Below are 26,139 nucleotides of genomic sequence, written 5' to 3'. Positions count from 1 at the left end.
AAAAATTTAAGAGTACATGTTTCACTCATAGAAAATCTCTATTGAGTGATCATGTACTCTTATTTTAATTATATAAAAGCAAGTATAATATTTTAGGTGTAAATTAAGCTTTATAAGTATTTACATCAAAATATTTACCTAATTTACCCATTGAATCATAGAAACCTTTAATACGTGTGGCATTGTGCTCTGCCCATCTTACGTCAGTTGCGTATTGATGTTCACCTGGATTTTCAGGGTTCCAACGCATTTTATAAAGTGTATTTTGGCCTTGGCTGATATATGAACTTGAGATGAATTTAGCACCACCAACGATTGCTTTTTTAACTGTATCCCAACCGTTAGATTTAGCAGTAGCGAAACCTTGTTTAACTGCATCGCTATCAACTGCTCCGATACCGAACATATTATAATATTTGTTTGGACCATCTGTTACGACTTTATCATCTACTACATCGCCGCCGTTAGCAAGTTCTGAAGTACCGTCACCTGTTTCTAATAGGGCATGTGAGATTAAATAAACCTCATTAATATTGTAAGCTTTAGCTGCTTCACTGAATGCTTCACCTTGACCTTCTAAAATACCTTTACCGACTAAAAGTTTATCTAAATCTGCTGAAGAGATATCTTGAGATTTATCTAAACGTAAGAATTGATATTTTTGAGTAGGGTCTTGTGCTAATTTGCCCGTATCCATAGCATTTTTTATCTCGATAGGTGTAGCATCTTCCCATTTACCTGGTGTGTGTTGAATTTGAGGTTTAGTTTTCAAACCTGCTTGAATTGCTACAGCCTCATCTAGCGTTAAACCAGATTGATAATATTTGATTAATTCTTTGCGTAAGTCTTCTTCTTTAATCCAAACCATTTGGCCATTAGATAATTTGCCGTGATACCAAGTCACACCATTGATAACTTGTTTCTCAAATACTGTAAAGATACTTTCATAGAAATCTTTTAACGAGCCTGCTGGTTGAGCAGAAGTTGGATCTAAGTAATAACTACCATCAGCATTATAAATTACATAATCAAATTTATAAGGTGTAACTGCCGATTTAGTTACGTCAGATGTTTGAGCTTCGGTTACAACTTTATTATTTTGATTTGTATTTGTATTTAAATCTTTAGCTGCAATCCATCCAGTCTTGTTATTAACATTACCGTATACGTATTCATCTTTATCAACTTGAACCGATTTAGAAGCATTAAATTGATTGTTTTTAACATTTTTTAACGAATCTAATTGTTGAGATTTTGTACCCCAAGGCACTGCATAAAGTCCATTATTCGTAGATTTAACTGTGAACTGACCATTTTTAGCAGATGTTTTACTTAAATCACGTGTATTGATGTCTTTTGTATTAACCCAACCTAATGGTGTATTTTGGTTAGCGTTTTGAATTAATACGTAAGTGTTATCGCCTTGTGTACGTTGTTTTGTAACATTAAATGTACGGCCTGATAATTTAGATGCATCTTTGGCTTTTGTATCATTAACTGTAGTCTTAATACCAGAATTTGTATTATTTAATTGACCAATTTTACTTACTGATTGAGTTTGATTTTGAGTTTTGTTTTGAGATTGAGTTTTGCTTTGAGTCTGATTTTGAGTATTGTTTGATACAGGTTTTGTCACAGGTTTCGCTGCAGGTTTCGCCTCAGGTTTCGTAGCAACTTCTGTGACTGTAATATCACCAGTTTGCATCCAACCCAAATTCGTATTTGTATCATTATCAGTTATTAAATAAAAACCATTATTACCTAGCATAGCTTTTTTACTTAATTTAAAAGTGTTGCCATTTACGTATGATTTTTGAACACCTTGTTTATCATAAACAGAAGTGTAAACACCATGGTTAGATTTAGATACAGTACCTTGTTTATTTGTAAGCTCAGTTATTGTTAATTGATTACTACTTGTCGAATCGTTGTTTGCCGTATTGTCGTTATCTTCTACAGATCCAGAACCATTACTCGGTTCGTTAGTATTTCCAGTGTTGTCTGGTTCTTCTGAGCCAGTATTATTATCTGGTGTATCTGTTTCAACATTTTCATTTGAATCGTCTGAACCACTTGTACTACCTGAAGATGATTCGCCCCAAGGTGCTACTTGACCAGTTTTAATTAAATATTTTTCATAGATCAAGTCATATAATTCATCATAACTGTAGTTAAATGAAGCTAAATAGCCGTGCGGATCTGTATGATTAGATCCCCCTAGGAAAGTACTAACAGCTTGGTGAGTCCATACTGTACCTTGTCCATCGTACTCAGCACTATCAGGTGACAGACCATAATAGAGTAAGTTTGTTGCTGCATAGTCAGCATAATTGTTAATTGAACGTGCAAATGAATCATAATCATGTGTATGAACTAACTCAACATGGATAAAACGATCGTTTGCAGCTGGACCAGCGCCCCAAGCAAGATAATCAGTATTTGCTGTTTCTATAATACGATCACCATCGATATAAGCATGTACGAAAGCACTATTGTAATTGTTCTTCATATAGTTAATTTCACCAGTAATAGTTGAATTATCATTTGCAGTTTCGTGTAAAACGATACCTTCTGGTTTACCATAACGATAACTATATTGTGGTAAAAAGCTTGCAATATCTTGTTCATAGGTTGGAGCTACAAAATTATTATTACGAATATAGTCATTAAGTGATGAATTCACTTGTGGAGTATATGCTGGCAGTGAACTTGTTGTACCTGCCTCTTTTGTTACTGCAGCTCGCGTTGAAAACGTATTATTTGTATCTGCAGAAGCTACTCTAAGTTTAGGAGTAGCTTCTGGACTTAATGTTGTCGCAGTAGCACTTGGCGCACTCGATTTAGGTGCGACAGCTGTCGCAGTTGATGTTGCATTACTGTCTTCTATAGTGTTTTGTGTGTTTACGTCAGAAGAAGTGTTGTCTTCTTTATTATCTTCAGAAGCTGTAGCATCCTCATCATCTTGAACGTCTTTATCAGAAGTATCTTCTTCAGATTGTTGAGCATCTTCAGAATCTTGTTCGTCTAAGTCAGAAGAAGTGTTGTCTTTTTTATTATCTTCAGAAGCTTGTTCATCTAAGTCAGAAGAAGTGTTGTCTTTTTTATTATCTTCAGAGGCTTTAGTATCCTCACCATCTTTAACGTCTTCATTAGAAGTATCTTCTTCAGATTGTTGAGCGTCTTCAGAATCTTGTTCATTCAAGTCAGAAGAAGTGCTGTCTTCTTTGTTATTTTCAGAAGGTTGAGTATTTTCATCATCTTGAACGTCTTTATCAGAATTATCTTCTTCAGATTGTTGAGCGTCTTCAGAATTTTGTTCGTTTAAGTCAGAAGAAGTGCTGTCTTCTTTGTTATTTTCAGAAGGTTGAGTATTTTCACCATATTGAACGTCTTTATCAGAATTATCTTCTTCAGATTGTTGAGCATCTTCTTCAGATTGTTGATCGCTTACATCAGAAGAAGCGTTGTCTTGAGCTGAATTTTGTTCGGTAGGTTGCGAATTTTCAACAACCTGAGTGTTATCAACTGGAGTAGTTGTATCATCAGTTGAATTATCTTCATTGTCTTGAACATTTTGAGCAGAAGTATCTTCTTCAATTTGTTGCTCGTTTACATCAGAAGAAGCGGTGTCTTGAGCTGAATTTTGTTCAATACTTTGAGCATTTTCAGAATCTTGATTGTTTTCAGTTACTTCATTAGCTTCTGATTGCGTGTTCGCTTGCTCTTCAGTTTGTTGATTGTATGTATCTTGACTTGGTGTTTGTTCAGAGTTCAACTCATCTAATTCTGCATCGTAAGTGTTAACTTCGTTTGCTAAAGTCTGTTGAACTTGTGTAGGGTCTTGATATGATTGTGTACCTGAAATATTAGCGGTAGGTTTACTAACTTCAGATTTGATTTGTTCACTTTGTTTAAGTGTATTCTTATCATCTAACACATTCCCATTTGTAGATTGATTTTGAGCATCATCTGCAGCTTGTGCTTGATGAGTTGTTAAAGCTGTACCTGCTAACGTTAGTGCTACCATCGACGGTACTTTATAAGTAAACTTTTTCTTAGTCATTAAACTGCCCCTTTAACTATATATATTTAATATCCATTATAATACGACTTTTGGTTGAGTGTCTTAATTTTACTGACTTGTAATATAAAATTAATCTAATTAAGTTTTGGAAAAGCTATAACATCTGATTTAAAGCGTTATAAAGCTTATTTTAAAAAATATTGTAATATTACACGTTGTGAAATATTACAAAGAATAGTTGCAATATAAATGTAAAAAAAATGAATTGTGTTAAATTGATTTTGCCATAGCAATATGTTCAATATTTTCTTCAATGAAAACTTCTCCAAAAGGATCATATTCTAGAGATTCATAAAATGTTTGAGCATGACATTGCGCATTTAGCATTAACGAATGATGGCCTTGGTTTTTAGCAACATCTTCTATAAAGCGCATAAGTAATTTGCCATATCCAGATTTTCTATGAGACGCAATAATAGCAACTCTTTCTATTTTAACGCCATTGTCATGAGGACGAAATCTACCAGTGGCAAAGGGGAGGTTGTTTTCATCATATCCAACGATATGTGTAGCAATAGCTTCATATTGATCTATTTCATTTTCTAGCGGTACACCTTGTTCAAGAACAAATACTTGTTTTCGAACACTGTATGCATCTTCCATCATGGAAGGCGTGGTAACAATTTTAAACATAACTATTCCTCATTTCATTTATTTTGGTTAAAAAAACACCCTATCAAAGTTTAATATGATAGGGCGTTCATTTATTGATTATTGTGCTTCTTTTCTAATTATCGCAGTATATTGCCAAAAAATTCGCATTTGAGCAATATTCCAATTATTCATACCCATAGTAAAACCAGACGGTCTGAATAAATTAACATCTGTAACCTCTAATGCAGCCGCAATAAGATATTGGATAGGTACGCTAATTTCTTTCATTGTTTCTGTTATACCATTTTGATTATAAACCCATGAAAACGGTAATTCTGATTCAAAAACATCAACTTTTTCGAATATTTCTGGAAGTCCAACAATATAACATGCACCATCGATGATAGGGTTATTATCACTATCTTTATAGTATATGCGTAAAGCTTCATAGTTTTCACGGTGTTCATGATTGACATAGAAAAATTCATTTCTAAAAAGCGCCATATCTTTGCTGTGTATCATTTGTTGTTCTAAAACATTAAACATTCCGTTTATATGAGCAAGTTTTTCGTATGTTTTGCGTGACATATAGTGAGCTCCTCTCCACAGTTAATATTGATTAGTTGGTACTTCTTGAGCATTTTGTTGTTGACTAGGATCTACCTGTTGTTGATTAGGATCAGTTTGTTGCCAGTCGTTATTCTGTTGTTGCTGATTATTATTGTTTTGTTGTTGGTTAGGGTCTACTTGTTGTTGATTAGGATCAGTCTGTTGCTGGTCGCTATTCTGTTGTTGTGAATTATCGTTGCTTTCAGTGTCATTTAATTCAGATGAATTGTCTTCATCTTCATCATTGGAAGTATCATTTTGATTTTTTCTAAGTAGGCTACTGTCTAACTCTGTTTGTGGTACGAGTGTACCATAAAAATCAGTGACACGTTGATTTAAGAATTCATTTGTATCTTCAATTTCAGGTAAATTTAAATCATCGCGTAATAAATTTGAAGTGTCTTGAATACTTTTAATATCTGGATTGTAATAATAGATTCCATTTAAGTAATCATCTTCACCTTTAAGTTGTTTACTTTTGATTTCAACATCATCTTTTAAATAAGATGTCGCAAGTGCTTTTACCTCGTCATAGCTTAAATTGTGTTTTGAATTATTCCCAACTATTTCAATAACATCATCTAGTTTACTAAAGGAATCAGCATTTTGTGCCTTAGCAAAGAGTTTTTTAATTAACTCCATTTGTCTTTGACCGCGTTTTAAATCAGAATCTTGATGTCGCGTTCTTGCGACTGCTAATGCTTCGTCTCCATTTAGTTTTTGAAGGCCTTTTTCAACTTTTATTTTGCCACTGTCATCTGTATTTGGTTCACTGATGTCATAAGGGACATCATATTCAATGCCACCAAGTTCATCAACAGCATCTACAAATGCGTCCATATTAATACGTACATAATAATCAACGGGTACATTTAAAGTAGCTTCTACAGAATCCATTGAAGCTGTAGGTCCACCATAAGCATGTGCATGCGTGATTTTATCATAATAACCTACTTTTGGAATATAGCTGATTGTATCACGTGGAATGCTTAGCATTCTTATTTGTTCTTTATCAGAACTAAATGTTGAAAGAATCATTGCATCGGTTCTTGATTGTTCAGTACTTTGCCCATTTTTTTCTCGCCCGCTATTTCCATCAATACCTAGAAATAAGATAGAAATAGGATCTTTTGAAGGATCGACTTTAGATTCACGAATGTTTGATTTCCTCGAGGAATCACCATCGTTAAAAGAATTCTCAAAAGCACCTTGAGATGATTTGAGTAGAATGATAGCAAATATAACCGGAACAACGACAAGAACTAAAGATAGAAATATTAAAAAATATTTAAAAAATTTATTCATGTTTGAAGCTCCCCATGTATATGATTTTGTACATGTTACTATATTATCGTTAAATGTTATAGCTCTTTTAACTATATTAAATATTTGTAAAGAAGAAAATGTACTATAACTTATAATTTTATTACTATAGCTAGTAAATATCAACTATGAATGCGTTATTTTCAAGTTTAAAGTAAAATTAAATGAGGGTATGTGAAGTATAAGGCTTTTACATTGGAGTTTATCAATAGAAACTAACAAAAATGTCATTTGCTTAGAAATGATTTATAGCGATACATGAGCTATAATATATAATAGAAATATCATCTTGTGAACAATAACTGTGTTGCAAGGAAATGACAAAAGAATTATAAATATAAGAAAAAAGAGCTTTGCTACGTTATAATTTAAGAACAATGCTTTCTATAAAATATTTTAAAAATTAATAATTGAAATGGATATATCTTTAGTGAAAGATATAAGGAGGAAATGTGAGTATGAAGCAAGAATGGTTAGATAAAATAGATGAGAGTTTAGTGAAAGATTTTTATGAAGTACAAACAGAAACAGAAAAAGAAGAAGGGTTCAAAGGAAGTTTAGCTTTTGGAACTGCAGGTATTCGAAGCACTTTTGGTTTAGGACCAGGAAGATTAAATGCATTTACGATTCGCAAAGTAGCTTTAGGCTTAGCTCAATATTTAAGTAATAAAAGTGATTCACCAACAGTAGTCATACACTTTGATACGAGGTTTTTATCTAAAGCATTTTCACAAGAAATGGCTAGTGTGCTTGCTAATAATAATGTTACACCTATTTTATCAGAAGATTATAAATCTACCCCAGAGTTATCATTTGCTGTGAGACATTTGAATGCAGATGCAGGTGTGATGATAACAGCTAGTCATAATCCTAAAAATTATAATGGTATAAAAATTTATGATGAAAAAGGCGGTCAATTACTACCTGATGAATCAGAACAACTTAGCAACTATATTAATACCATAGAATCCCCATTATCAATTGAAAAGGGCGATTTTAAAGTATTAAAAGAAAATGACAAAATTAAGTATATTACTAGTGAAGTAACCGACAAATATAAAAGTGAAGTTAAAGATTTAGTAGGTTCGATTGATGAAAAAGATGCAAAAGTAGTATTAACCAGTTTACATGGTACAAGTTTACCGTTGGTTTCAAATATATTAACAGAATTGGATTACCAAAATTTTGTGATAGAAGAAGAGCAATCTACACCGGACGGCAATTTCCCAACTGTAGAAATTGCTAACCCTGAAGATGAAACTGCTTTTAATTACGGCTTAGCACTTGCAGAAAAAACAGACGCACAACTTGTCATAGCTACAGATCCTGATGCAGATAGATTTGGTTTTATTGAGCGTTATGGAAAAAATGATTATCGATATTTTAATGGTAATGAAATTGGATTACTATTTATGAAATTGAGATTTCAAGACTTGGTTGAAGCTGGTGCACCGCTTTATATTATAAAATCTATCGTGACAAGTGAATTAGCAGAAAGATTAGCATTAGCATTAAATGTACAAGTTAACAATGTGCTAACTGGATTCAAATATATATCTGATTTACTTGAGCAAAAAAGTGCAGATAACGAGACGCAATTATTACTTGCATTTGAGGAAAGTCACGGTTATTTAGCGAAATCAATTTCTAGAGATAAAGATGCAATTCAAATGGTACCTTTATTAGTTAAATATAAGAATCTATTATCTAAAAATGGTTTGACATTTAAAGACACTATGGAAGATATTTATCAAAATATTGGTGCATTTAAAGATAGAACCCTCGCACCGTCATTTGAAGGGGCGGAAGGTGTAGAAAAGATTTCGAATATAATGAGTCAATTTAGAGATAAAGATATATTCTCAATTTGTGGTATGGATATAAAACAAATAGAAGATTATCATACGGGTGAAAATAGAAATGTTATAGAAGGTACAACAGAAGCATTAACATTACCAAAAACGAATCTAATTAGATTTATTTTTGAAGATGGGTTTATCGCTCTTAGACCATCTGGAACAGAGCCAAAAATTAAGCTCTATTTCTCTCTGAATGTAGAAGATATAGATGCAATTACAGATCAATTTGAAAAAGACTATATTCAAAATATAGATTAATTTATGTAGAGGCAGCAAGATGACAGCAAAAAAACTAAAACAACTTACAATTTTTTTAATTTTTATTCTAACAATCATCACTTTTACAATTGGATACAGATATTATCAAGATAATAAACAGGATACGAAATACCAAAGTGTTCATACGAATCATTTAAAAACAGTGATGGATAAAAACAACCCACAAATAAATGCGATTCATCAATATTTAGAACAAGTTAATTTTAATGGGACTGCAGCTGTTTTTGAACGGGGACAACTTAAATTAAATAAAGGCTATGGTTTCAAAAATTTTGAAACAGAGGAAAAGAATAGGGCAGATACATTATATTTAATTGGCTCATCTCAAAAATTCACTACAGGTTTAATGCTTAAGCAATTAGAAAATGAGCAAAAAATAAATATGAATAATACGGTTAATCAGTATTTACCATGGTTCAAAACTTCAAAACCTATTACATTAAATCAACTTATGCTTTATCAAAGCGGTTTATATAAATATAAAGCTTCAACCTCTTATAAAAATTTAGATAGTGCAGTACAGTCAATTCAACGCAGAGGGATTGAGCCTAAATTTTATAATAAAAATAGATATAATGATGCTAATTATTTAGTTTTATCTCGTGTGATAGAAGAAGTAACTGGTGAATCTTTTTCAAAGAATTTTGAAAAAAGATTATCAAAGCCATATGGATTAGAACATACAGCATTCTTTAATGATGAAACTTTCAAAAAAGATATGGCTGAAGGATATAAAAATGATGAAAATACAGGAAATCCGGTGAGACAGAAGCCTAATATTTTAAACCAATATTACGGCGCAGGTAATTTATATATGACGCCTCATGATATGGGTAAATTGATCTTAAGTATACAAAAGAATGAATTGTTCAAAGATAATATAACAACGCCTTTACTACATGAAAGCTTAACGCCACGTTACCCAATAGCGTATCGTTATGGTTTTTATTCACTTCCCACTAAAAATAGGATTAATGGTGGTTTTTTTGGACAAGTATTTACAGCATACTTCAATGACGATTATATTGTAGTGCTTGGGACAAATTATGAGCATAATGAAGTTAATAATGAGAAAAAGATAAAACATATTTTTAATGAATTACTAAAACAAGACAAGCCTTATAATAAAGTAGGGCAACGTTATTAGTTACTTGATTATTGTAATAACCTAAAATCATGAAATTTAAAACACTCCTAACTGCCAAGAACAAAGGTATAGCCTTTAACTTGATGACAGTATTAGGAGTGTTTTTTTCTTAGGTATAAGTAATAGTCATAATATGGTATAAATCATATTTATTTTATTTACAGTATTTTAGTGCATTGACGAACATGTCCTCAAACGTATCTGGATGAATGGACATGACCACTGAACAATTAGGGAAGCGAGATTTAAAATCTGTTACTGTGGCACCTTTTGTAAACGTGCCATTCGTTTCTATTTGAACATCGGCTTCCTGCACATTGAATTTTTCAGGATGAAGCAAATAAAGCACAGTATATGCATCGTATACATTAATCCCTTTTTCAAAATCATCGCCTTTGTAATGCTTGAAGATTTGATGCAACATATCACCAGTTTCATTTAGTGTTTGGAGTTTATTTACAAATGAATGGCTTAAGGTTGAACTTCTTGCTACATCAAGTCCTACCATAGTTAAAGGCAAACCAGAATTAAAAACGATTTGTGCAGCTTCAGGGTCACAATAAATATTGAATTCCGCTAAAGGAGTGACATTACCACGTCCTGCGCTTCCTCCCATTAACACAATTTCTTTAATATAATCTTTTACTTCTGGATAAGTAGAAAGTAATAAGGCAATATTCGTTAATGGACCTATAGGTATAAGTGTTATAGGAATTTCACTATTTAATAAAGCCTTTCGCATTGCTTCCACAGCATGTGTTGAAGCTAAATCTTTTTCATTTGCTTCAGGAAATGGATAACCATCCATACCTGACTCACCATGAACTTTGCTTGCATTTACAATTTCGGAAACTAATGGTTGAGAGGAGCCTCTATGAACGGGTACATCACTTGCAAAAAATTGCTTGAGTTTCAATGTATTCGCTGTTGTTTTTTCAATGCCAACATTACCATTTATTGTCGTAATCATTCGTAAATCAAAGTTAGGGTGATTCAGCGCAATGCTTATAGCAGCGGCATCATCAATACCAGGATCGGTATCTATAATGATTGGTTGTTTCATAATTGTTAAGTCCTCCTAAGTCATTTTATTATCGTATAAATCCATTTTACATTGTTTTCTGTTAAAAGTGTTGTATATAAAATGAATGTGAATTTAAATTGAACATAAAAGTAGGGGAACATCATAAAATCAATAGAAATTAACTTCTATAATTTAATAAATAATAAAGAAAAGACTTCTCTAAAAGAGAAGTCTTTTCTTGGATTATAAGTGAGCTGAGTGTCCACCTTGCATTACCCAATAAGTACCAATAACAGTAATTAAGGTAATGATAATCGCAAATACTACTTTAAATGCTTGTAAGTTTCCGTCTCTACCTTCAGTTAAGTGCATGAACATTAATAATTGAACTGCAGCTTGTATAAAAGCAAAACCAAAAATGATGGTAATCTTAACGTTAAGTTCCATAGATGTGTATAAAGTTACAAACACTGCTAATATTGTCAGAACGATTGAGGCAATAAAACCTACTGTGTGTTTTACTATTGTATTCATCCGCTAAACACCATCCCTATCATATATACGGCAGTGAAGATGAAGATCCATACAACATCTAAAAAGTGCCAATATAAACTTACTATAAATAATTTAGGAGCATTGTCTTTATTTAATCCTCGCATGGCTACTTGAATTAATAAGCAGATAATCCAGACGATACCTAACGATACGTGGGCACCATGTGTTCCTAATAGTATAAAGAAACTAGACCAATAAGAACCAATAGAAAGATTAACACCCTCATGTACATAGTGCGTGAATTCATAGATTTCAAAACCTACGAAGACGATACCTAATAATACAGTGATAATCATCCAAATCATCATTAATTTTTCTTTTTCTTTTCTCATGTAGTAAATTGCAATACCACATGTATAAGAACTAATTAATAAAGCAAATGTCATTATCAAAATGAGCGGTAATTCAAATAACTCGGTAGTCATTTTACCAGCATAATCGCCACCGTGTTGCAGTGTTAGTAATGCTGCAAATAACGTCCCGAATAATGAGAATTCAGCTGTAAGGAAAATCCAAAAGCCAAGCTTATTTAATTCACCTTCATGCGAACGTTGATCAATTGTGTTTGCATCATGACTCATGACTTACAGCCTCCTTTTCTTTTATACGTGCTTCACGTAAACGTTTTTCAGTCTCAGCTACTTCAGAAACTGGTATATGATAACCGTGATCTACTTGGAAACTACGATAAATCATAGTGCCAAAGATACCAATTAAGCAAAGAATAGCCGGTAGCATTGTTTCAAATACTAGGAAGAAACCACCAATAGTGAAGAATATTCCCATGAACACACCAACTGGCGTATTATTCGGCATGTGGATATCTGTGTAATTATGGTTATCTAAATAATGACGACCATGTTCTTTCATATCAACAAATGTATCATAGTCGTTCCAGTCTGGCGTGATAGCAAAGTTGTATTTAGGTGGCATTGCTCCTGCAGTTGACCATTCTAATGTACGACCTAAGCCATCCCAGTTATCACCAGTTGCTTCACGTGGTGCTTTGAAGAAGCTGTATACAATACTTGCGACTAAGAACATAAAGCCTAATGCCATTAATAGGGCACCGAAAGTTGAGATTACGTTTAGTAACCACCAACCATCTTCTGGCATGTAAGTGTATAAACGACGTGGCATACCATCAAGACCTAGTATGAATTGAGGTATGAAACAAATGTTGAAACCGATCATAAAGAACCAGAAACACCATTTATTTAATTTCTCGTTCAACTTAAATCCAGTCATCTTAGGCCACCAGAATATTAAAGCTCCTAGACAGGCAAATACAACCCCCGCTACTAATGTGTAGTGGAAATGGGCTACTAAGAAGTACGTGTTGTGGTATTGGTAATCTGCTGCTGCCATAGAAAGCATAATACCAGTTACCCCACCAATTAAGAAGTTAGGTATGAATCCTAATGCAAATAGCATTGGTGATTCAAAGGTAATACGACCTTGGTAAAGCGTGAACAACCAGTTAAATATTTTAACACCGGTTGGTATACCAATAAGCATTGTTGAAATCGAGAAGAATGAGTTAATTAATGCACCATTACCCATTGTGAAGAAATGGTGAACCCAAACTAAGAAACTTAAGAATGCGATACCTGCAGTCGCCCAAACCATACTTTGGTGACCAAATAGGCGTTTACGCGCAAACGTTGGAATGATTTCAGAGTATATACCGAATGCCGGAAGAATAACGATGTATACTTCGGGGTGCCCCCATACCCAGAAGAAGTTAGCCCAAAGCATTGGCATACCGCCATTAGCAACTGTAAAGAACGCTGTACCGAATATATTATCAGTTGTAAATAGTGCTAATGCTACTGTTAGTACTGGGAAAGCCAAGATAACGATTAAAGCTGTAATGAAAGCAGTCACCGTAAACATTGGCATTTCCATAAATTTCATCGTAGGTGTTTTACATCTAAGTATAGTTACGAAGAAGTTAATACCCGTCATCAGTGTACCGATACCAGAAATTTGAATTGCAATTAAGTAATAGTTGACTCCGGGTCCGGGACTGAATTCTCCTGCCATCGGTGCATAATTTGTCCAGCCAGCCGCAGGTGCGCCTCCGATTATAAATGACATGTTGAATAAAACCATACCTGAGAAGAATAACCAAAAACTTACGTTATTTAATACAGGGAATGCAACATCACGAGCGCCAATTTGTAAAGGTACAATGACATTCCATAAACCAAAAATGAATGGCATTACCATAAAGATAATCATAATAACGCCGTGCGTGCTAAAGACTTCATTATAGTGGTTTGCTTCTAAGAATGTATTGTTTGGTATAGCCAATTGTGTACGCATCATTAATGCGTCAATACCACCACGAACGAACATTAATACAGCACAGATTAAGTACATTGCCCCGATTTTCTTATGGTCGACAGATGTGAACCATTCTCTGTATAAATATTTCCATAATTTAAAATAAGTAATTACTGCGATTAGTCCAATGATTCCAAATGGGGCACCGATTTGTGCCATTGTAATCATCCAAGAACCTTCAACAAGTAATTGATCCCATGGAAAATTCATTAATGTCCACCTCCAGATTCATGCTCTTTTTTCTCTATTTCAGATACTTTTTCGTCTTTAGCACCTTTAGAGATTTTGTCCATTTCCTCGACGTTATGTGTTTCCTCGTCTTTGAATTCACTGTTGTATGGTTCATCGTTGCCAAGAATCATGGCTTTCATACCATGTCTCTCATAGTTCGCATTTGTGATTTGCGGTTTACGTGCAGGTTGATCGGGTTCATCTAACACATCTTCAGTTAATTCTTCTTCAGTGTTAAAGTTCGGATCTTTTTGTACGTAGTTGTAGCGATCATAAGCGTGGAAAATATACTCAGGATCTGCTGCAGGATCAACAAATGCTAGATGGGTACCACTGAAAGTTAACTCTTCATTTTCAGTAGTTGGTAAAAGTTGCTTATCAAATGTATCTTGATCTAACTCTTTTTTACTTTGAGCATCTTTGACCCAATCATTAAATTCACTTTGACTTACTGAGTTAACATCGAAAGTTTGACGAGAAAAACCTTCACCATTGAAGTTTGAGTTACGTCCACGGAACGTACCTTCTTCACTGGATGTTAATGTCCAGTCCATCGTCATACCTGTCATCGCGTATTTCTGACCACCAAGTTGTGGAATCCAGAAACTTGTCATCGTATCCATTGATTGGAGTTTGAAAACAACCGGACGATCTTTCGGTATTGTTAAGTGATTAACAGTTTCAATTTTTTCTTCAGGATAACTAAAGAACCACTTGAAACCAGCGCTTGTAGCATAAACTACAATAGGATCATCCTCTTTGTCTGGTGTTTCCTCATACATGTAAAGTGATTTAACCGTTGGAATGGCTATAGCAATTACAATGATTATTGGAATAATGAACCAGATCGATTCAAGTAAAAAACTATGGTGCATCTTTCCTGTTTCCTCTGTCTTGCCCATTCTATATTTGTATAGAAAGACTGTGAACAAGAGAATTACAGCGACAACTATAGCAAGCATGAAGATGATTGAATAGATAATCAAGAACTTCGTATCACTTGCCATTGGCCCTTTTGGGTTTAAAACTTCTACATTCTCACAACCACTAAGTAAAATTAGCGAGCCAAAGAGTAGAAGCAAAGACTTAAATTTTGACACTTTTTTGACCTCCTAATACTACAATTGTAGGGCTTAACATCAATTTTAAGATATTACGCAATTATTACAAGTGTTTGTGCGAAAAAAATTATTGTAAAATTAAAAGAAACCCAACAGAACCAATGTCTGACGGGCTTTTAAAGATTTGTTAAAATTATGTGTACATTTTGTGAAAAGTGTCATAATTAAGTCGAAAGAGTAATTTTGTCTTAAAAACTGTGATAATCGTTATCATTTACGATTTCTTGAGACTATGTATGAAATCTATGTGTTACTTAACTTCAACATAACGTATTGATTTTTTTATAGCGCCATTTGAATCTTCAACTTTATATTCAACTTTGTACTTTCCAGTTTTATTTGTATTTATATCTCCATCAACGGTAATTTTATGAGTTAAATCGCCATCTTCTTTATCAAAGGCACTTACACCATTAAGTAAATTGTAATCGTCACCTTTTTCGATGATTGTATCATTAGTACCTTTTAGTTCTGGTGTTGAATTATCAGTAGCTTCTGCACTTAAGTTAGGTGACACAAGTGTAGCAGATACGCCTAAGGCTGATAATGACTGTATTAGTTTGTTCATAACGTTAACCTCCGTATGACCGTCATTTGTTTTATTCAACTATACTATACTTTAAATGAGTTTAGAATACATCGTACTATAGTCCTAATATAACTTATGACTTTGAATCTAGCTGTAATTTTCAGTTAATATTTAGTAAATTGAACGTTCTGTGAATTTTGACATAACAAACTTCAAATGATATTAAATTTTATACGAAAGTAGCGTAGGGGGTTTAATTGAAATTTAAAAGATATCGTCGGAAAATCTCAGTCAATTTTTTATCGAAGTGATCGAAGCGATATATTATTGTAGAAAGTGGAAAATTGGAATGCCATGTAAAAGACACTATTTAATAGTAGGAGATGACTTAAATCACTTACTTATACTGTCAAAAGAGATGATAATAGAGATTATGAATGTGAAGTTTCTTCAATAATATATGATGGGCTTAATGAAAATGACTTTATTCATTTATCTACACCATAATAAATGAATAGTAAGTTAGAAAGCATAGCAACAGCGGAAAAAAGGTTGAATATATTATTCATAACAAAACTGCACAAGGTTATATAGCAAAATTTTAACTGGAACAGTTTTTTTAAAGATATTTAGAAATATATGGATATGGAGGAAGCTTTTTCTTGAAATCTATTATCACAACTTTACGATAAATAGGCGTCGATGAATTGAAAATACATGTTGAATTATTTATACCTAAAATAATTGTTGCTGTGTAAGTATTATTTAGATGAAGCATTTGAATCTTGAATATTATATAAAAGAGAGGTTAGATATCACAAAGTGGAATCTAACCTCTCTTTATTCATATATTAATAGTAACAATACGCACTAATCATTCTCGAACGACTATTCAATGCCTCTACGCATTTTTTCCGCCATAAGTGTATTATTTAAAACCATAGTAATAGTCATTGGGCCAACGCCACCAGGAACTGGAGTAATTGCACCTGCAACTTCTTTTACTTCATCGTAAGCAATATCACCTTTTAATTTACCATTTTCGTCTGGCGTGTTACCAACATCAATCACAACTGCGCCTTCTTTGACATCTTCTTTTGTAACTAATCCTGGACGACCGACAGCACTAACGATGACATCAGCATTTTTTAAATGACTGTGCATATCCTTAGTTCTTGAATGAAGAATCGTAACAGAAGCATTTTTTTGTAATAATAATTTAGATACAGGTTGTCCTACGATATGACTACGTCCGATAACAACTGCATCTTTTCCTTCTAAATCAATGTCAGCATGATTCAATAATTCCATAATACCTAATGGTGTACATGGAACGAAAGTTTGTTGGTCTATATAAAGTTTACCAATATTTTCAGGGTGGAAGCCATCCACATCTTTTGCTGGATCTATAGATTCTATAACTTTTTGTTCGCTTACTTGTTTTGGTAAAGGTACTTGTACTAATATACCGCTCACAGTATCATCTTCATTTAAACGTTTAAGTTCGTTTAGAACGTCTTCTTCAGATGTTGATTCATCTAAATGTACGATTTCAGAAATCATACCAATTTTTTCTGCTGCTTTCTTTTTAGAATTTACATAACTTTGACTTGCACCATCGTTACCTACAAGTATTACAGATAATTTAGGTGTGTAACCCTTAGATTGCAATGCTTCAACTTGATCTTTAAGACCTTGTCTGTAATCTTTTGCAATTTGTTTTCCGTCTAAAATTTTAGCGACCATGAAAAAATCCTCCTCCAATGTGTGTACTTTACTTAACTTTAACATAAAAAACTTGATGAATAACAACCAAAAGACGTAGATTGAATCATTTTTTTGATTTAAAGTTCGATTTTTGATTGAAAAACCATCGTTTAGTTGTTATGCTATATCTGTAATATACATCTAATAGTAGTAACATTTCAAATTTCTGAAAGGGTGTTCATTGTGAAAGTGGTAGTTATAATGGGGAGTTCTTCTGATTGGGAGACAATGAAAGAAAGTTGCCTTATGCTAGATCAATTAGAAATTCCTTACGATAAAAAAGTAGTTTCAGCGCATCGTACGCCACAATTAATGTTTGAATTTTCTAAAGAAGCAAGAGACAAAGGATACGACGTCATTATTGCTGGAGCAGGTGGTGCAGCACATTTACCAGGTATGGTAGCATCAATGACAACATTACCTGTGATTGGGGTGCCAATCGAGTCAAAAAGTTTAAAAGGATTAGATTCTCTATTATCTATCGTTCAAATGCCTGGAGGTATACCAGTAGCAACAACTGCAATAGGCAAAGCTGGTGCCAAGAATGCAGGCGTGTTAGCGGCTAGGATTTTAAGCATTGGCAATAAAAAAGTCCAAAAGAATTTGGAAAATTTCGAAAAATCATTAGTTGAGAAAGTGAGTGAAATGCAACATGAGCTTCAGTAAATTAAAATTCGGTTCCACTATTGGCATTATTGGCGGAGGTCAGCTGGGTAAAATGATGGCACAATCTGCACAAAAAATGGGGTTTAAAGTTATTGTACTCGATCCTGATCAAGCGTGCCCATGTCAATATGTTGCCCATGAATTTATTAATGCCGCTTATGATAATCAAGAAGCTTTAAATCAACTTGGTGAATCATCGGACGTCATTACTTACGAATTTGAAAACATTTCAGCTAGTCAACTGCAAACACTAGTCTCAAAATACAATATTCCTCAAGGCTACCAAGCAATTCAGTTGCTACAAGACCGATTGACTGAAAAACAAACATTGCAAGCAGCACAAACTCAAATTGCACCATTCGTTCAATTATCTGAACCAAGTGATTTGAATCAAGCAATTGAAACCATTGGTTATCCATTTATCGTAAAAACACGTTTCGGTGGTTATGATGGGAAAGGCCAAGTTTTGGTTAAAGACTCAACTCATATTGATGAAGCAAAGTTGCTTGTTGATGAACAAGAATGTGTAGCCGAACAATTTCTAGACTTAAAAAAAGAAGTTTCACTTACAGTGACGATTGGCAATGATAACCAAATCACGTACTTTCCACTCCAAGAAAATGAACATCAAAATCAAATACTATTTAAAACAATTGTACCAGCCCGTACAGATATCGAAAAAGAACAGGCAGCACAAAATGAAGTTAAAAAAATTATTGACCACATCCATTTTGTAGGCACATTTACAGTGGAATTCTTTATCGATGCACACAATCATTTATATGTTAATGAAATTGCACCGAGACCACATAATTCGGGACATTATTCTATAGAAGCATGTGATTACTCTCAATTTGACACACATATATTAGCGATTACAGGACAAAAATTACCGCAATCTATTGAATTGCTAAAACCTGCAGTAATGATGAATTTATTAGGTAGAGATTTAGATCTTTTAGAAGATCAATTTGCTGATCATCCAGACTGGCATGTGCATATATATGGTAAAAACACTCGTAAAGCAGATAGAAAAATGGGTCATTTAACTGTTTTAACTGATGATGTGACTCGTTCTGAAGAAACATTGTTAAACACATTTGAAGGGAGATACAACTAATGTCTTTGTTATATGAAGGGAAAGCGAAAAGAATTTTTTCAACTGGAGAACCTGAAATACTACGCGTTGAATATAAAGATGAAGTGACAGCTGGAAATGGGGCTAAAAAAGATTTCATAGAAGGTAAAGGACGATTAAACAATCAAATTACTTCTAGAATTTTTAATTTTATAAAAGCTCAAGGCGTGAATAGTCACTTTATTGAACAAACTTCTGAAACTGAACAACTTGTGAAATCGGTAGATATTATTCCTTTGGAAGTAGTAGTAAGAAATATTGCAGCTGGTTCTATAACAAAGAGATTAGGTTTTGAAAAAGGCCATGAATTTGATGCTCCACTCGTAGAGTTTTTCTATAAAAATGATGATTTAAATGATCCATTGATTACTGAAGATCATATTAAATTATTACACATAGCAACAGATGATGAAATTGCTATTTTAAAAGAAGCGGCTAAAGAAATAAACGCGATACTTGTTCAGTTAATGGATAAAATGGATTTAAGGTTAGTAGACTTTAAAATTGAATTTGGGCGTACGACAGATGGTCAAATAATATTAGCTGACGAAATTTCACCAGACACTTGTCGCATATGGGATAAACATAGCGATACAAATTTTGATAAAGATGTATATCGTGAGGACACGGGATCAATTATTGAAACATATCAAACTTTCTTAAATAAATTGGAGGCATTATAAAAATGAAAACAATCGAATTACACATCACTTTACAACCGCAAGTACTGGATACACAAGGACAAGCGTTAAACCGCGCAGTACATGATTTAGGATATAAACAAGTAAACGATATTCGTGTAGGTAAAGTTTTATATATGACAATTGATGAAGCAACTGACGAAGCTGTACACAATGTCATTACAACACTAAGTGAAAAATTATTTGCTAATACTGTAATTGAAGAATATAGTTACAAAGTTTTGGATGAAGGAGAGAAAGCTTAATGAAATTTGCAGTGTTGAAATTTCCAGGATCAAACTGTGACCGAGATATGTATAACGCGGCAGTGAAAGCTGGTGTCCAAGCAGAATTTGTAGATTATAGAAATACTTCTTTAGAAGGGTTTGATGGTGTACTTATACCTGGCGGCTTCTCATTCGGGGACTATTTACGCTCAGGTGCGATGGCGAGTGTTGCACCGATTACAGAAGAAGTTAAACGTTTTGCAAATGAAGGAAAACCGGTTTTAGGTGTATGTAATGGTTTTCAAATTTTGACTGAAATTGGATTGTTACCAGGTGCATTATTGCATAACGACTCTCATTTATTTGTTAGTCGTAATGAAACTTTAAAAGTTGTAAATAATAAAACGATGTATACCAATTTATATGAAGCGAATGAAGAAGTAATTTATCCAGTTGCACATGGTGAAGGTCACTATTATTGTACGCCAGAAATGTATGAAGCATTAGAAGCCAACAATCAAATTATTTTAAAATATCTGGACAATCCGAATGGTTCGTATAATGACATAGCCGGAATTATTAACGAAAAAGGAAATGTGTGCGGTATGATGCCACATCCAGAACGCGCAATTGAGTCAATTTTAGGCACTGATAGTGGAGTGAAATTATTTGAAGCAATGGTAAATAGTTGGAGGGAACAAAATGTCTAAATTTTTAGAGCCAAGTTCAGAGGAAATTAAATTAGAGCGCTTATATAAAGATATGGGTTTAACTGATAAAGAATACGATAAAGTTTGTGAAATCTTAGGACGTGAACCTAATTTTACTGAAATAGGTATTTTTTCTGTAATGTGGAGTGAACATTGTTCATACAAACATTCAAAACCATTTTTAACACAATTTCCAACTTCTGGTAAACATGTATTGATGGGACCAGGTGAAGGCGCTGGTGTTGTAGATATTGGCGATGATCAAGCAGTAGTATTCAAGGTTGAATCACATAATCATCCTTCAGCAGTAGAACCCTACCAAGGCGCAGCTACAGGTGTTGGCGGTATCATTAGAGATATTGTTTCTATGGGTGCAAGACCTATCAATTTATTAAATAGTTTACGTTTCGGTGAATTAACAGAGAAACAAAATCGTCGTTTATTACGTGGTGTTGTCGCTGGTATTGGCGGTTATGGTAACTGTATTGGTATCCCGACTACTGCAGGCGAAATTGAATTCGATAGTAGATATGATGGTAACCCCTTAGTTAATGCTATGTGTGTGGGTGTTATTGACCACGATATGATTCAAAAAGGAACTGCTAAAGGTGAAGGCAACCCAGTCATCTATGTTGGATTAAAAACCGGCCGTGATGGTATTCATGGTGCTACATTCGCTTCTGAAGAACTAAGTGAAGATAGTGAAAGTAAACGACCATCTGTTCAAATTGGTGATCCATTTGTTGGTAAAAAATTAATGGAAGCAACGCTCGAAGCAATTACATTTGATGAACTTGTAGGTATACAAGATATGGGTGCAGCCGGACTTACGTCCTCATCTTCAGAGATGGCAGCAAAAGGTGGCAATGGCTTACATCTTAAACTTGAAAATGTACCGACTAGAGAAGAAGGCATTTCACCATATGAAATGATGCTCTCTGAAACACAAGAACGTATGCTACTTGTTGTTGAAAAAGGTACAGAAAATAAATTTTTAGAATTATTCGACAAACATGAACTAGATAGCGCAGTAATTGGTGAGGTAACAGATACAGATCGCTTTGTTCTTACTTATGAAGGCGAAGTATATGCTGACATACCAGTACAACCGTTATCAGACGAAGCACCTGTATACACTCTAGAAGGTGAAGCGCCAGAATATAATACAGCAAAAAATGATTATAGCAATATTGATGTAGAAAATGTGTTTGACCAATTACTACAACATCCTACGATTGCATCAAAACGTTATTTATACGAACAATACGACCAACAAGTCGGTGCAAATACTATTGTTAAACCAGGTTTACAATCATCTGTAGTACGTGTTGAAGGTACAAATAAAGCTATCGCATCAACAATCGATGGCGAAGCACGTTACGTCTTTAATAATCCATATGAAGGAGGGAAAATGGTCGTTGCTGAAGCATATCGCAATTTAATATCTGTAGGTGCTACACCATTAGCTATGACAGATTGTTTGAATTATGGTTCTCCAGAAAATAAAGAAATCTATCAACAACTTGCAGACTCAACAAAAGGTATGGCAGAAGCTTGTGAAGTTTTAAGCACCCCTGTCGTGTCTGGTAACGTGTCATTATATAACGAAAATAGAGAAGCATCTATTTTCCCAACACCGGTTGTAGGTATGGTTGGATTAATTGAAGATATTCAATATCTAAATGAATTTACGCCGCATGCAGGAGATACTTTATACATTGTTGGTGAAACAAAAGATGATTTTGGCGGAAGTCAAATTGAGAAACTACTTTACAAAGAGGTCAATCATGAGTTTGAAGCGATTGATTTATCAGATGAAGTACGTAAAGGCGAAGCTATTAAACAAACAATTCGTAATGGTGTTGCGTCACATGTACAAACAGTTGGTAAGGGTGGGTTATTAGTGACATTGGCACGAATAAGTGCATATCATCAATTAGGCATGAACGTTAATTTAGATATTACAAACGAACAACTTTTCAGTGAAACACAAGGACGTTATGTTGTTGCAGTTAAAGAAGGTCAATCGTTCGATGTAGAAAACGCAGTAGAAATTGGTAAGTTAACTCAAGACGGCCAATTCTTCGTATCAAACAAGGAAGTTCAAGTAACGCGAGAAGTTAAAAATCTGAATGAATTATGGGAAGGGGCTATTCCTAAATGTATGACTACAGTGGATTAAATGAAGAGTGTGGTGTATTTGGAATTTGGGATCATCCAGAAGCTGCACAGTTAACATATATGGGGTTACACAGTTTACAACACCGCGGCCAAGAAGGCGCTGGTATCGTGTGTTCGGATGGCGAATCACTTGTTGGGCAACGTGGTATGGGTTTACTTACTGAAGCAATTTCAGATACCCAACTTGAATCTTTTAAATCCTATAAACATGCAATCGGTCATGTACGTTATGCCACTTCTGGTAATAAAGGAATAGAAAATATGCAACCATTTTTATATCATTTTTATGATATGAGTGCCGCCGTTTGTCATAACGGTAATCTAATTAATGCACAAAGTTTAAAAAGATCATTAGAACATCAGGGGTCTATTTTCCATTCTTCATCAGATACAGAAGTAATTATGCATTTAATACGTAGAAGTAAGGCGCCAACCTTTGAAGATGCGCTTCAAGAAAGCTTGAGAAAAATCAAAGGTGGCTTTACTTTCGCATTATTAACAAAAGATGCGTTGTATGGTGCAGTTGACCCTAATGCAATTCGCCCGTTAGTTGTAGGCAAAATGAAGACTGGTGCATATATCATTGCTAGTGAAACATGTGCGATTGATGTACTAGGCGCAGAATTTGTGCAAGATATTCATGCAGGTGAATATGTTGTGATTAATGACGAGGGTATTAGAGTAGAGTCTTATACAAGACATACGACAACTGCAATTTCAGCAATGGAATATATTTATTTCGCAAGACCTGATTCTACGATTGCTGGTAAAAATGTTCATGCAATTAGAAAACAATCAGGTAAACAGCTTGCCCAAGAAAGTCCAGCTGACAATGCGGATATGGTCATTGGTGTGCCTAATTCTTCTCTATCTGCGGCTTCAGGTTACGCAGAGGAAAGCGGATTACCTTATGAGATGGGACTTGTTAAAAATCAATACGTAGCGCGTACATTTATTCAACCTACACAAGAATTACGAGAGCAGGGCGTACGAGTTAAGCTGTCTGCAGTTAAAGATATCGTTCATAATAAAAATATTGTACTTGTAGATGATTCCATTGTAAGAGGTACGACAAGTAGACGCATTGTACAAATGCTAAAAGACGCAGGCGCTAATGAAGTGCACGTTCGTATTGCTTCGCCAGAGTTTATGTTTCCAAGTTTTTATGGCATAGACGTCTCGACAACAGCTGAACTGATTTCTGCGAATAAATCGCCTCAAGAAATTAGTGACCATATTGGATCAGATTCTTTAGCATACTTAACTGTCAATGGGCTTATTCAATCTATTGGTCTGAATGAAGATGCACCTTACAGTGGTTTATGTGTGGAAAGTTTTACAGGAGATTACCCAGCTGGACTTTATGACTATGAGTCAGACTATCTAGAGCATTTAAGTGAACGTCAAAAAGAATATTTAGCAAATCATACACAATACTTTGATAAAGAGGGGAATTTAAATGTCTAAAGCATACCAACAAGCAGGTGTCGACATTAACGCAGGTTATGAAGCGGTAGAACGTATGTCGAGTCATGTTAAAAGAACGATGCGTAAGGAAGTACTTGGTGGACTTGGCGGTTTCGGTGCAACATTTGATTTGTCGCAATTGAATATGAAAGCGCCCTTACTTGTCTCAGGAACTGATGGTGTTGGAACAAAGTTGAAATTAGCTATAGATAACAATAAGCACGATACGATAGGTGTCGATGCCGTTGCAATGTGTGTGAATGATATTTTAACGACCGGTGCAGAGCCACTTTATTTCTTAGATTATATTGCAACACATAAAGTAATTCCAGAAGTCGTTGAACAGATTGTCAAAGGGGTAAGCGATGGCTGTGAAGAAACAAACACTGCACTTATTGGTGGAGAAACAGCTGAAATGGGAGAAATGTATCACGAAGGAGAATATGATTTAGCAGGTTTTGCTGTAGGCGCTGTAGAAAAAGATGAATATATCGATGGCACTTCAGTTGTACCAGGACAAGTTATTATAGGTCTTGAATCTAGTGGTATTCATTCAAATGGTTATAGTTTAGTTAGAAATTTAATTAATAAATCAGGAATTAATTTAAATGATAAGTTTGATGAACAACGCACATTCTTAAATGTCTTTTTAGAACCTACACGTTTATATGTTAAACCAGTGCTTGCTGTAAAAGATGCAGTGAAAATCCATGCAATGACGCATATTACTGGTGGTGGTTTCTATGAAAATATTCCTAGAGCATTACCTGAAGGAGTTACAGCAAAAATTAATGTGTCAAAATTTCCAACACCGCAAATATTTGACTGGTTACAAACACAAGGGGAAATCTCAACTGAAGAAATGTATAATGTTTTTAACATGGGCATTGGTTTTACATTAATTGTAGACAAAGAAAATGAAGCAGCAGTGTTAAATATATTGGAACAACAACAAGTAAAGGCATACCAAATTGGTGAAATCGTTAAAGGTGATCAACCAATTCAATTATTGGGGGTATAACTGTGACTAAAATAGCTATTTTTGCGTCAGGATCAGGTAGTAACTTTGAAAGCATCATGACTCAAATCGAAGAAGGTAATTTACCTCATATAGAAGTCACTGCCTTATACACAGACCAAGTAAGTGCTTATTGTATTGAACGTGCTAGAAAATATAATTTAGATGTTCACATCAATGAACTTAAAAATTTTCCTTCTAAAGCAGATTATGAGCGTAAAATTATCGAATGGCTTACTTCAGAGCAAGTAGAATGGATTGTTCTAGCAGGTTATATGAAGCTGATTGGTGAAAATATATTAAAAGCATACAATAGACGTATTATTAATATACACCCTTCACTGTTACCTAAATATAAAGGTAAAGACGCAGTAGGCCAAGCTCTGGAGAGCGGTGATACGATTACAGGTACAACAGTGCATTATGTGGACAGTGGGATGGACACAGGAGAAATTATCGAACAATGGACATGTGATATATACCCGGACGATACGAAAGAACAACTAGAAGAAAGAATTAAAGTGATGGAACATGAATTATATCCGAAAGTGATATCCAAAATCATTAAATAAGAGGTGCCA

General features: G+C 34.2%; 22 protein-coding genes. 11 read left to right on the top strand and 11 right to left on the bottom strand.

Annotated elements, in window-relative coordinates:
* Nucleotides 1–103 precede the first annotated feature (103 nt).
* From ACP3TL_RS07360 to ACP3TL_RS07345, 4 genes are all read right to left on the bottom strand, one after another.
* Entirely contained in the window at nucleotides 104–4,063 is a 3,960-nt protein-coding gene (locus ACP3TL_RS07360; protein ID WP_285336735.1) for an N-acetylmuramoyl-L-alanine amidase, read from the bottom strand.
* A gap of 231 nt (nucleotides 4,064–4,294) precedes the next feature.
* A complete protein-coding gene (locus ACP3TL_RS07355) occupies nucleotides 4,295–4,717 on the bottom strand; it encodes a GNAT family N-acetyltransferase (protein WP_069816468.1) in 423 nt (140 codons plus the stop codon).
* Between the two features lie 78 nt (nucleotides 4,718–4,795).
* Nucleotides 4,796–5,266, bottom strand: a complete 471-nt coding sequence (locus tag ACP3TL_RS07350) for a DUF2538 family protein (RefSeq protein ID WP_002508047.1) — start codon at nucleotides 5,264–5,266, stop codon at nucleotides 4,796–4,798.
* 21 nt (nucleotides 5,267–5,287) lie between these two features.
* The gene (locus ACP3TL_RS07345) at nucleotides 5,288–6,592 is read right to left on the bottom strand and encodes an LCP family protein (RefSeq protein WP_069832410.1); all 1,305 of its coding nucleotides are present in this window, start codon (nucleotides 6,590–6,592) and stop codon (nucleotides 5,288–5,290) included.
* A 476-nt stretch (nucleotides 6,593–7,068) separates the two neighbouring features.
* Here ACP3TL_RS07345 and ACP3TL_RS07340 point away from each other — a divergent pair, with 476 nt between their 5' ends.
* Both ACP3TL_RS07340 and ACP3TL_RS07335 read left to right on the top strand, forming a co-directional pair.
* The gene (locus ACP3TL_RS07340; RefSeq protein WP_277575807.1) at nucleotides 7,069–8,727 is read left to right on the top strand and encodes a phospho-sugar mutase; all 1,659 of its coding nucleotides are present in this window, start codon (nucleotides 7,069–7,071) and stop codon (nucleotides 8,725–8,727) included.
* 19 nt (nucleotides 8,728–8,746) lie between these two features.
* Nucleotides 8,747–9,895: a serine hydrolase domain-containing protein gene (locus ACP3TL_RS07335; protein WP_069832412.1), complete on the top strand. Its 1,149-nt coding sequence runs from the start codon at nucleotides 8,747–8,749 to the stop codon at nucleotides 9,893–9,895.
* A gap of 154 nt (nucleotides 9,896–10,049) precedes the next feature.
* Here the strand turns inward: ACP3TL_RS07335 and rihC are convergent, their stop codons facing one another.
* The 7 genes from rihC to folD all read right to left on the bottom strand — a co-directional run bounded on the left by rihC (nucleotide 10,050) and on the right by folD (nucleotide 17,450).
* Nucleotides 10,050–10,958, bottom strand: a complete 909-nt coding sequence (gene rihC, locus ACP3TL_RS07330; RefSeq protein WP_069816463.1) for a ribonucleoside hydrolase RihC — start codon at nucleotides 10,956–10,958, stop codon at nucleotides 10,050–10,052.
* 204 nt (nucleotides 10,959–11,162) lie between these two features.
* Nucleotides 11,163–11,453, bottom strand: a complete 291-nt coding sequence (gene qoxD / locus ACP3TL_RS07325; protein WP_065337698.1) for a cytochrome aa3 quinol oxidase subunit IV — start codon at nucleotides 11,451–11,453, stop codon at nucleotides 11,163–11,165.
* The gene (gene qoxC, locus ACP3TL_RS07320) at nucleotides 11,450–12,055 is read right to left on the bottom strand and encodes a cytochrome aa3 quinol oxidase subunit III (RefSeq protein ID WP_065337699.1); all 606 of its coding nucleotides are present in this window, start codon (nucleotides 12,053–12,055) and stop codon (nucleotides 11,450–11,452) included. The genes qoxD and qoxC overlap by 4 nt, the downstream gene beginning before the upstream one ends.
* A complete protein-coding gene (qoxB, locus tag ACP3TL_RS07315) occupies nucleotides 12,045–14,033 on the bottom strand; it encodes a cytochrome aa3 quinol oxidase subunit I (protein ID WP_285336734.1) in 1,989 nt (662 codons plus the stop codon). Before qoxB ends, qoxC begins: the two co-directional genes overlap by 11 nt.
* The gene (gene qoxA / locus ACP3TL_RS07310; protein WP_069816461.1) at nucleotides 14,033–15,154 is read right to left on the bottom strand and encodes a cytochrome aa3 quinol oxidase subunit II; all 1,122 of its coding nucleotides are present in this window, start codon (nucleotides 15,152–15,154) and stop codon (nucleotides 14,033–14,035) included. Before qoxA ends, qoxB begins: the two co-directional genes overlap by 1 nt.
* A gap of 271 nt (nucleotides 15,155–15,425) precedes the next feature.
* A complete protein-coding gene (locus ACP3TL_RS07305; protein ID WP_069816460.1) occupies nucleotides 15,426–15,743 on the bottom strand; it encodes a DUF5011 domain-containing protein in 318 nt (105 codons plus the stop codon).
* 849 nt (nucleotides 15,744–16,592) lie between these two features.
* Nucleotides 16,593–17,450, bottom strand: a complete 858-nt coding sequence (folD, locus tag ACP3TL_RS07300) for a bifunctional methylenetetrahydrofolate dehydrogenase/methenyltetrahydrofolate cyclohydrolase FolD (protein ID WP_069816458.1) — start codon at nucleotides 17,448–17,450, stop codon at nucleotides 16,593–16,595.
* Nucleotides 17,451–17,654: 204 nt separating this feature from the next.
* On the opposite strand from folD, the gene purE reads away from it, so the two are divergent.
* Genes purE through purN form a run of 9 tightly spaced genes read left to right on the top strand, consistent with a single transcriptional unit; the run spans nucleotide 17,655 to nucleotide 26,130 of the window.
* Nucleotides 17,655–18,137, top strand: a complete 483-nt coding sequence (gene purE / locus ACP3TL_RS07295) for a 5-(carboxyamino)imidazole ribonucleotide mutase (protein WP_069832413.1) — start codon at nucleotides 17,655–17,657, stop codon at nucleotides 18,135–18,137.
* On the top strand, nucleotides 18,124–19,257 hold the full coding sequence (purK, locus tag ACP3TL_RS07290; RefSeq protein WP_069832414.1) for a 5-(carboxyamino)imidazole ribonucleotide synthase: 1,134 nt from the start codon (nucleotides 18,124–18,126) through the stop codon (nucleotides 19,255–19,257). Before purE ends, purK begins: the two co-directional genes overlap by 14 nt.
* Nucleotides 19,257–19,958, top strand: coding sequence for a phosphoribosylaminoimidazolesuccinocarboxamide synthase (purC, locus tag ACP3TL_RS07285; protein WP_069832415.1), 702 nt, complete (start codon nucleotides 19,257–19,259; stop codon nucleotides 19,956–19,958). The genes purK and purC overlap by 1 nt, the downstream gene beginning before the upstream one ends.
* A 2-nt stretch (nucleotides 19,959–19,960) precedes the next feature.
* Complete coding sequence (gene purS, locus ACP3TL_RS07280; RefSeq protein WP_057511817.1) at nucleotides 19,961–20,221, top strand: phosphoribosylformylglycinamidine synthase subunit PurS; 261 nt, start codon at nucleotides 19,961–19,963, stop codon at nucleotides 20,219–20,221.
* Entirely contained in the window at nucleotides 20,221–20,892 is a 672-nt protein-coding gene (purQ, locus tag ACP3TL_RS07275) for a phosphoribosylformylglycinamidine synthase I (protein WP_069832416.1), read from the top strand. The genes purS and purQ overlap by 1 nt, the downstream gene beginning before the upstream one ends.
* Nucleotides 20,885–23,074, top strand: a complete 2,190-nt coding sequence (gene purL / locus ACP3TL_RS07270; protein WP_285336733.1) for a phosphoribosylformylglycinamidine synthase subunit PurL — start codon at nucleotides 20,885–20,887, stop codon at nucleotides 23,072–23,074. Before purQ ends, purL begins: the two co-directional genes overlap by 8 nt.
* Nucleotides 23,053–24,540, top strand: a complete 1,488-nt coding sequence (gene purF / locus ACP3TL_RS07265; protein WP_069832418.1) for an amidophosphoribosyltransferase — start codon at nucleotides 23,053–23,055, stop codon at nucleotides 24,538–24,540. The genes purL and purF overlap by 22 nt, the downstream gene beginning before the upstream one ends.
* Entirely contained in the window at nucleotides 24,533–25,561 is a 1,029-nt protein-coding gene (gene purM / locus ACP3TL_RS07260) for a phosphoribosylformylglycinamidine cyclo-ligase (RefSeq protein WP_069832419.1), read from the top strand. Before purF ends, purM begins: the two co-directional genes overlap by 8 nt.
* Before the next feature lie 2 nt (nucleotides 25,562–25,563).
* Complete coding sequence (gene purN, locus ACP3TL_RS07255; RefSeq protein ID WP_069816441.1) at nucleotides 25,564–26,130, top strand: phosphoribosylglycinamide formyltransferase; 567 nt, start codon at nucleotides 25,564–25,566, stop codon at nucleotides 26,128–26,130.
* Nucleotides 26,131–26,139: the final 9 nt, after the last annotated feature.

This window comes from Staphylococcus caseorum (assembly GCF_049943195.1).
GTDB lineage: Bacteria > Bacillota > Bacilli > Staphylococcales > Staphylococcaceae > Staphylococcus > Staphylococcus equorum_A.
The sequence above is the reverse complement of the archived record's forward strand: the minus strand, read 5'-3'. Positions and strand labels throughout refer to the sequence as shown.

What these genes read in the sequence shown, in the direction of transcription:
- ACP3TL_RS07305 (WP_069816460.1), bottom strand. Translation starts at nt 15,743, where the DNA reads ATGAACAAACTAATACAGTCATTATCAGCCTTAGGCGTATCTGCTACA.
- ACP3TL_RS07350 (WP_002508047.1), bottom strand. Translation starts at nt 5,266, where the DNA reads ATGTCACGCAAAACATACGAAAAACTTGCTCATATAAACGGAATGTTT.
- ACP3TL_RS07345 (WP_069832410.1), bottom strand. Translation starts at nt 6,592, where the DNA reads ATGAATAAATTTTTTAAATATTTTTTAATATTTCTATCTTTAGTTCTT.
- purC (WP_069832415.1), top strand. Translation starts at nt 19,257, where the DNA reads ATGTCTTTGTTATATGAAGGGAAAGCGAAAAGAATTTTTTCAACTGGA.
- purL (WP_285336733.1), top strand. Translation starts at nt 20,885, where the DNA reads ATGTCTAAATTTTTAGAGCCAAGTTCAGAGGAAATTAAATTAGAGCGC.
- purK (WP_069832414.1), top strand. Translation starts at nt 18,124, where the DNA reads ATGAGCTTCAGTAAATTAAAATTCGGTTCCACTATTGGCATTATTGGC.
- qoxC (WP_065337699.1), bottom strand. Translation starts at nt 12,055, where the DNA reads ATGAGTCATGATGCAAACACAATTGATCAACGTTCGCATGAAGGTGAA.
- purM (WP_069832419.1), top strand. Translation starts at nt 24,533, where the DNA reads ATGTCTAAAGCATACCAACAAGCAGGTGTCGACATTAACGCAGGTTAT.
- purQ (WP_069832416.1), top strand. Translation starts at nt 20,221, where the DNA reads ATGAAATTTGCAGTGTTGAAATTTCCAGGATCAAACTGTGACCGAGAT.
- ACP3TL_RS07355 (WP_069816468.1), bottom strand. Translation starts at nt 4,717, where the DNA reads ATGTTTAAAATTGTTACCACGCCTTCCATGATGGAAGATGCATACAGT.
- qoxB (WP_285336734.1), bottom strand. Translation starts at nt 14,033, where the DNA reads ATGAATTTTCCATGGGATCAATTACTTGTTGAAGGTTCTTGGATGATT.
- ACP3TL_RS07340 (WP_277575807.1), top strand. Translation starts at nt 7,069, where the DNA reads ATGAAGCAAGAATGGTTAGATAAAATAGATGAGAGTTTAGTGAAAGAT.
- ACP3TL_RS07360 (WP_285336735.1), bottom strand. Translation starts at nt 4,063, where the DNA reads ATGACTAAGAAAAAGTTTACTTATAAAGTACCGTCGATGGTAGCACTA.
- folD (WP_069816458.1), bottom strand. Translation starts at nt 17,450, where the DNA reads ATGGTCGCTAAAATTTTAGACGGAAAACAAATTGCAAAAGATTACAGA.
- purF (WP_069832418.1), top strand. Translation starts at nt 23,053, where the DNA reads ATGTATGACTACAGTGGATTAAATGAAGAGTGTGGTGTATTTGGAATT.
- ACP3TL_RS07335 (WP_069832412.1), top strand. Translation starts at nt 8,747, where the DNA reads ATGACAGCAAAAAAACTAAAACAACTTACAATTTTTTTAATTTTTATT.
- rihC (WP_069816463.1), bottom strand. Translation starts at nt 10,958, where the DNA reads ATGAAACAACCAATCATTATAGATACCGATCCTGGTATTGATGATGCC.
- qoxD (WP_065337698.1), bottom strand. Translation starts at nt 11,453, where the DNA reads ATGAATACAATAGTAAAACACACAGTAGGTTTTATTGCCTCAATCGTT.
- purS (WP_057511817.1), top strand. Translation starts at nt 19,961, where the DNA reads ATGAAAACAATCGAATTACACATCACTTTACAACCGCAAGTACTGGAT.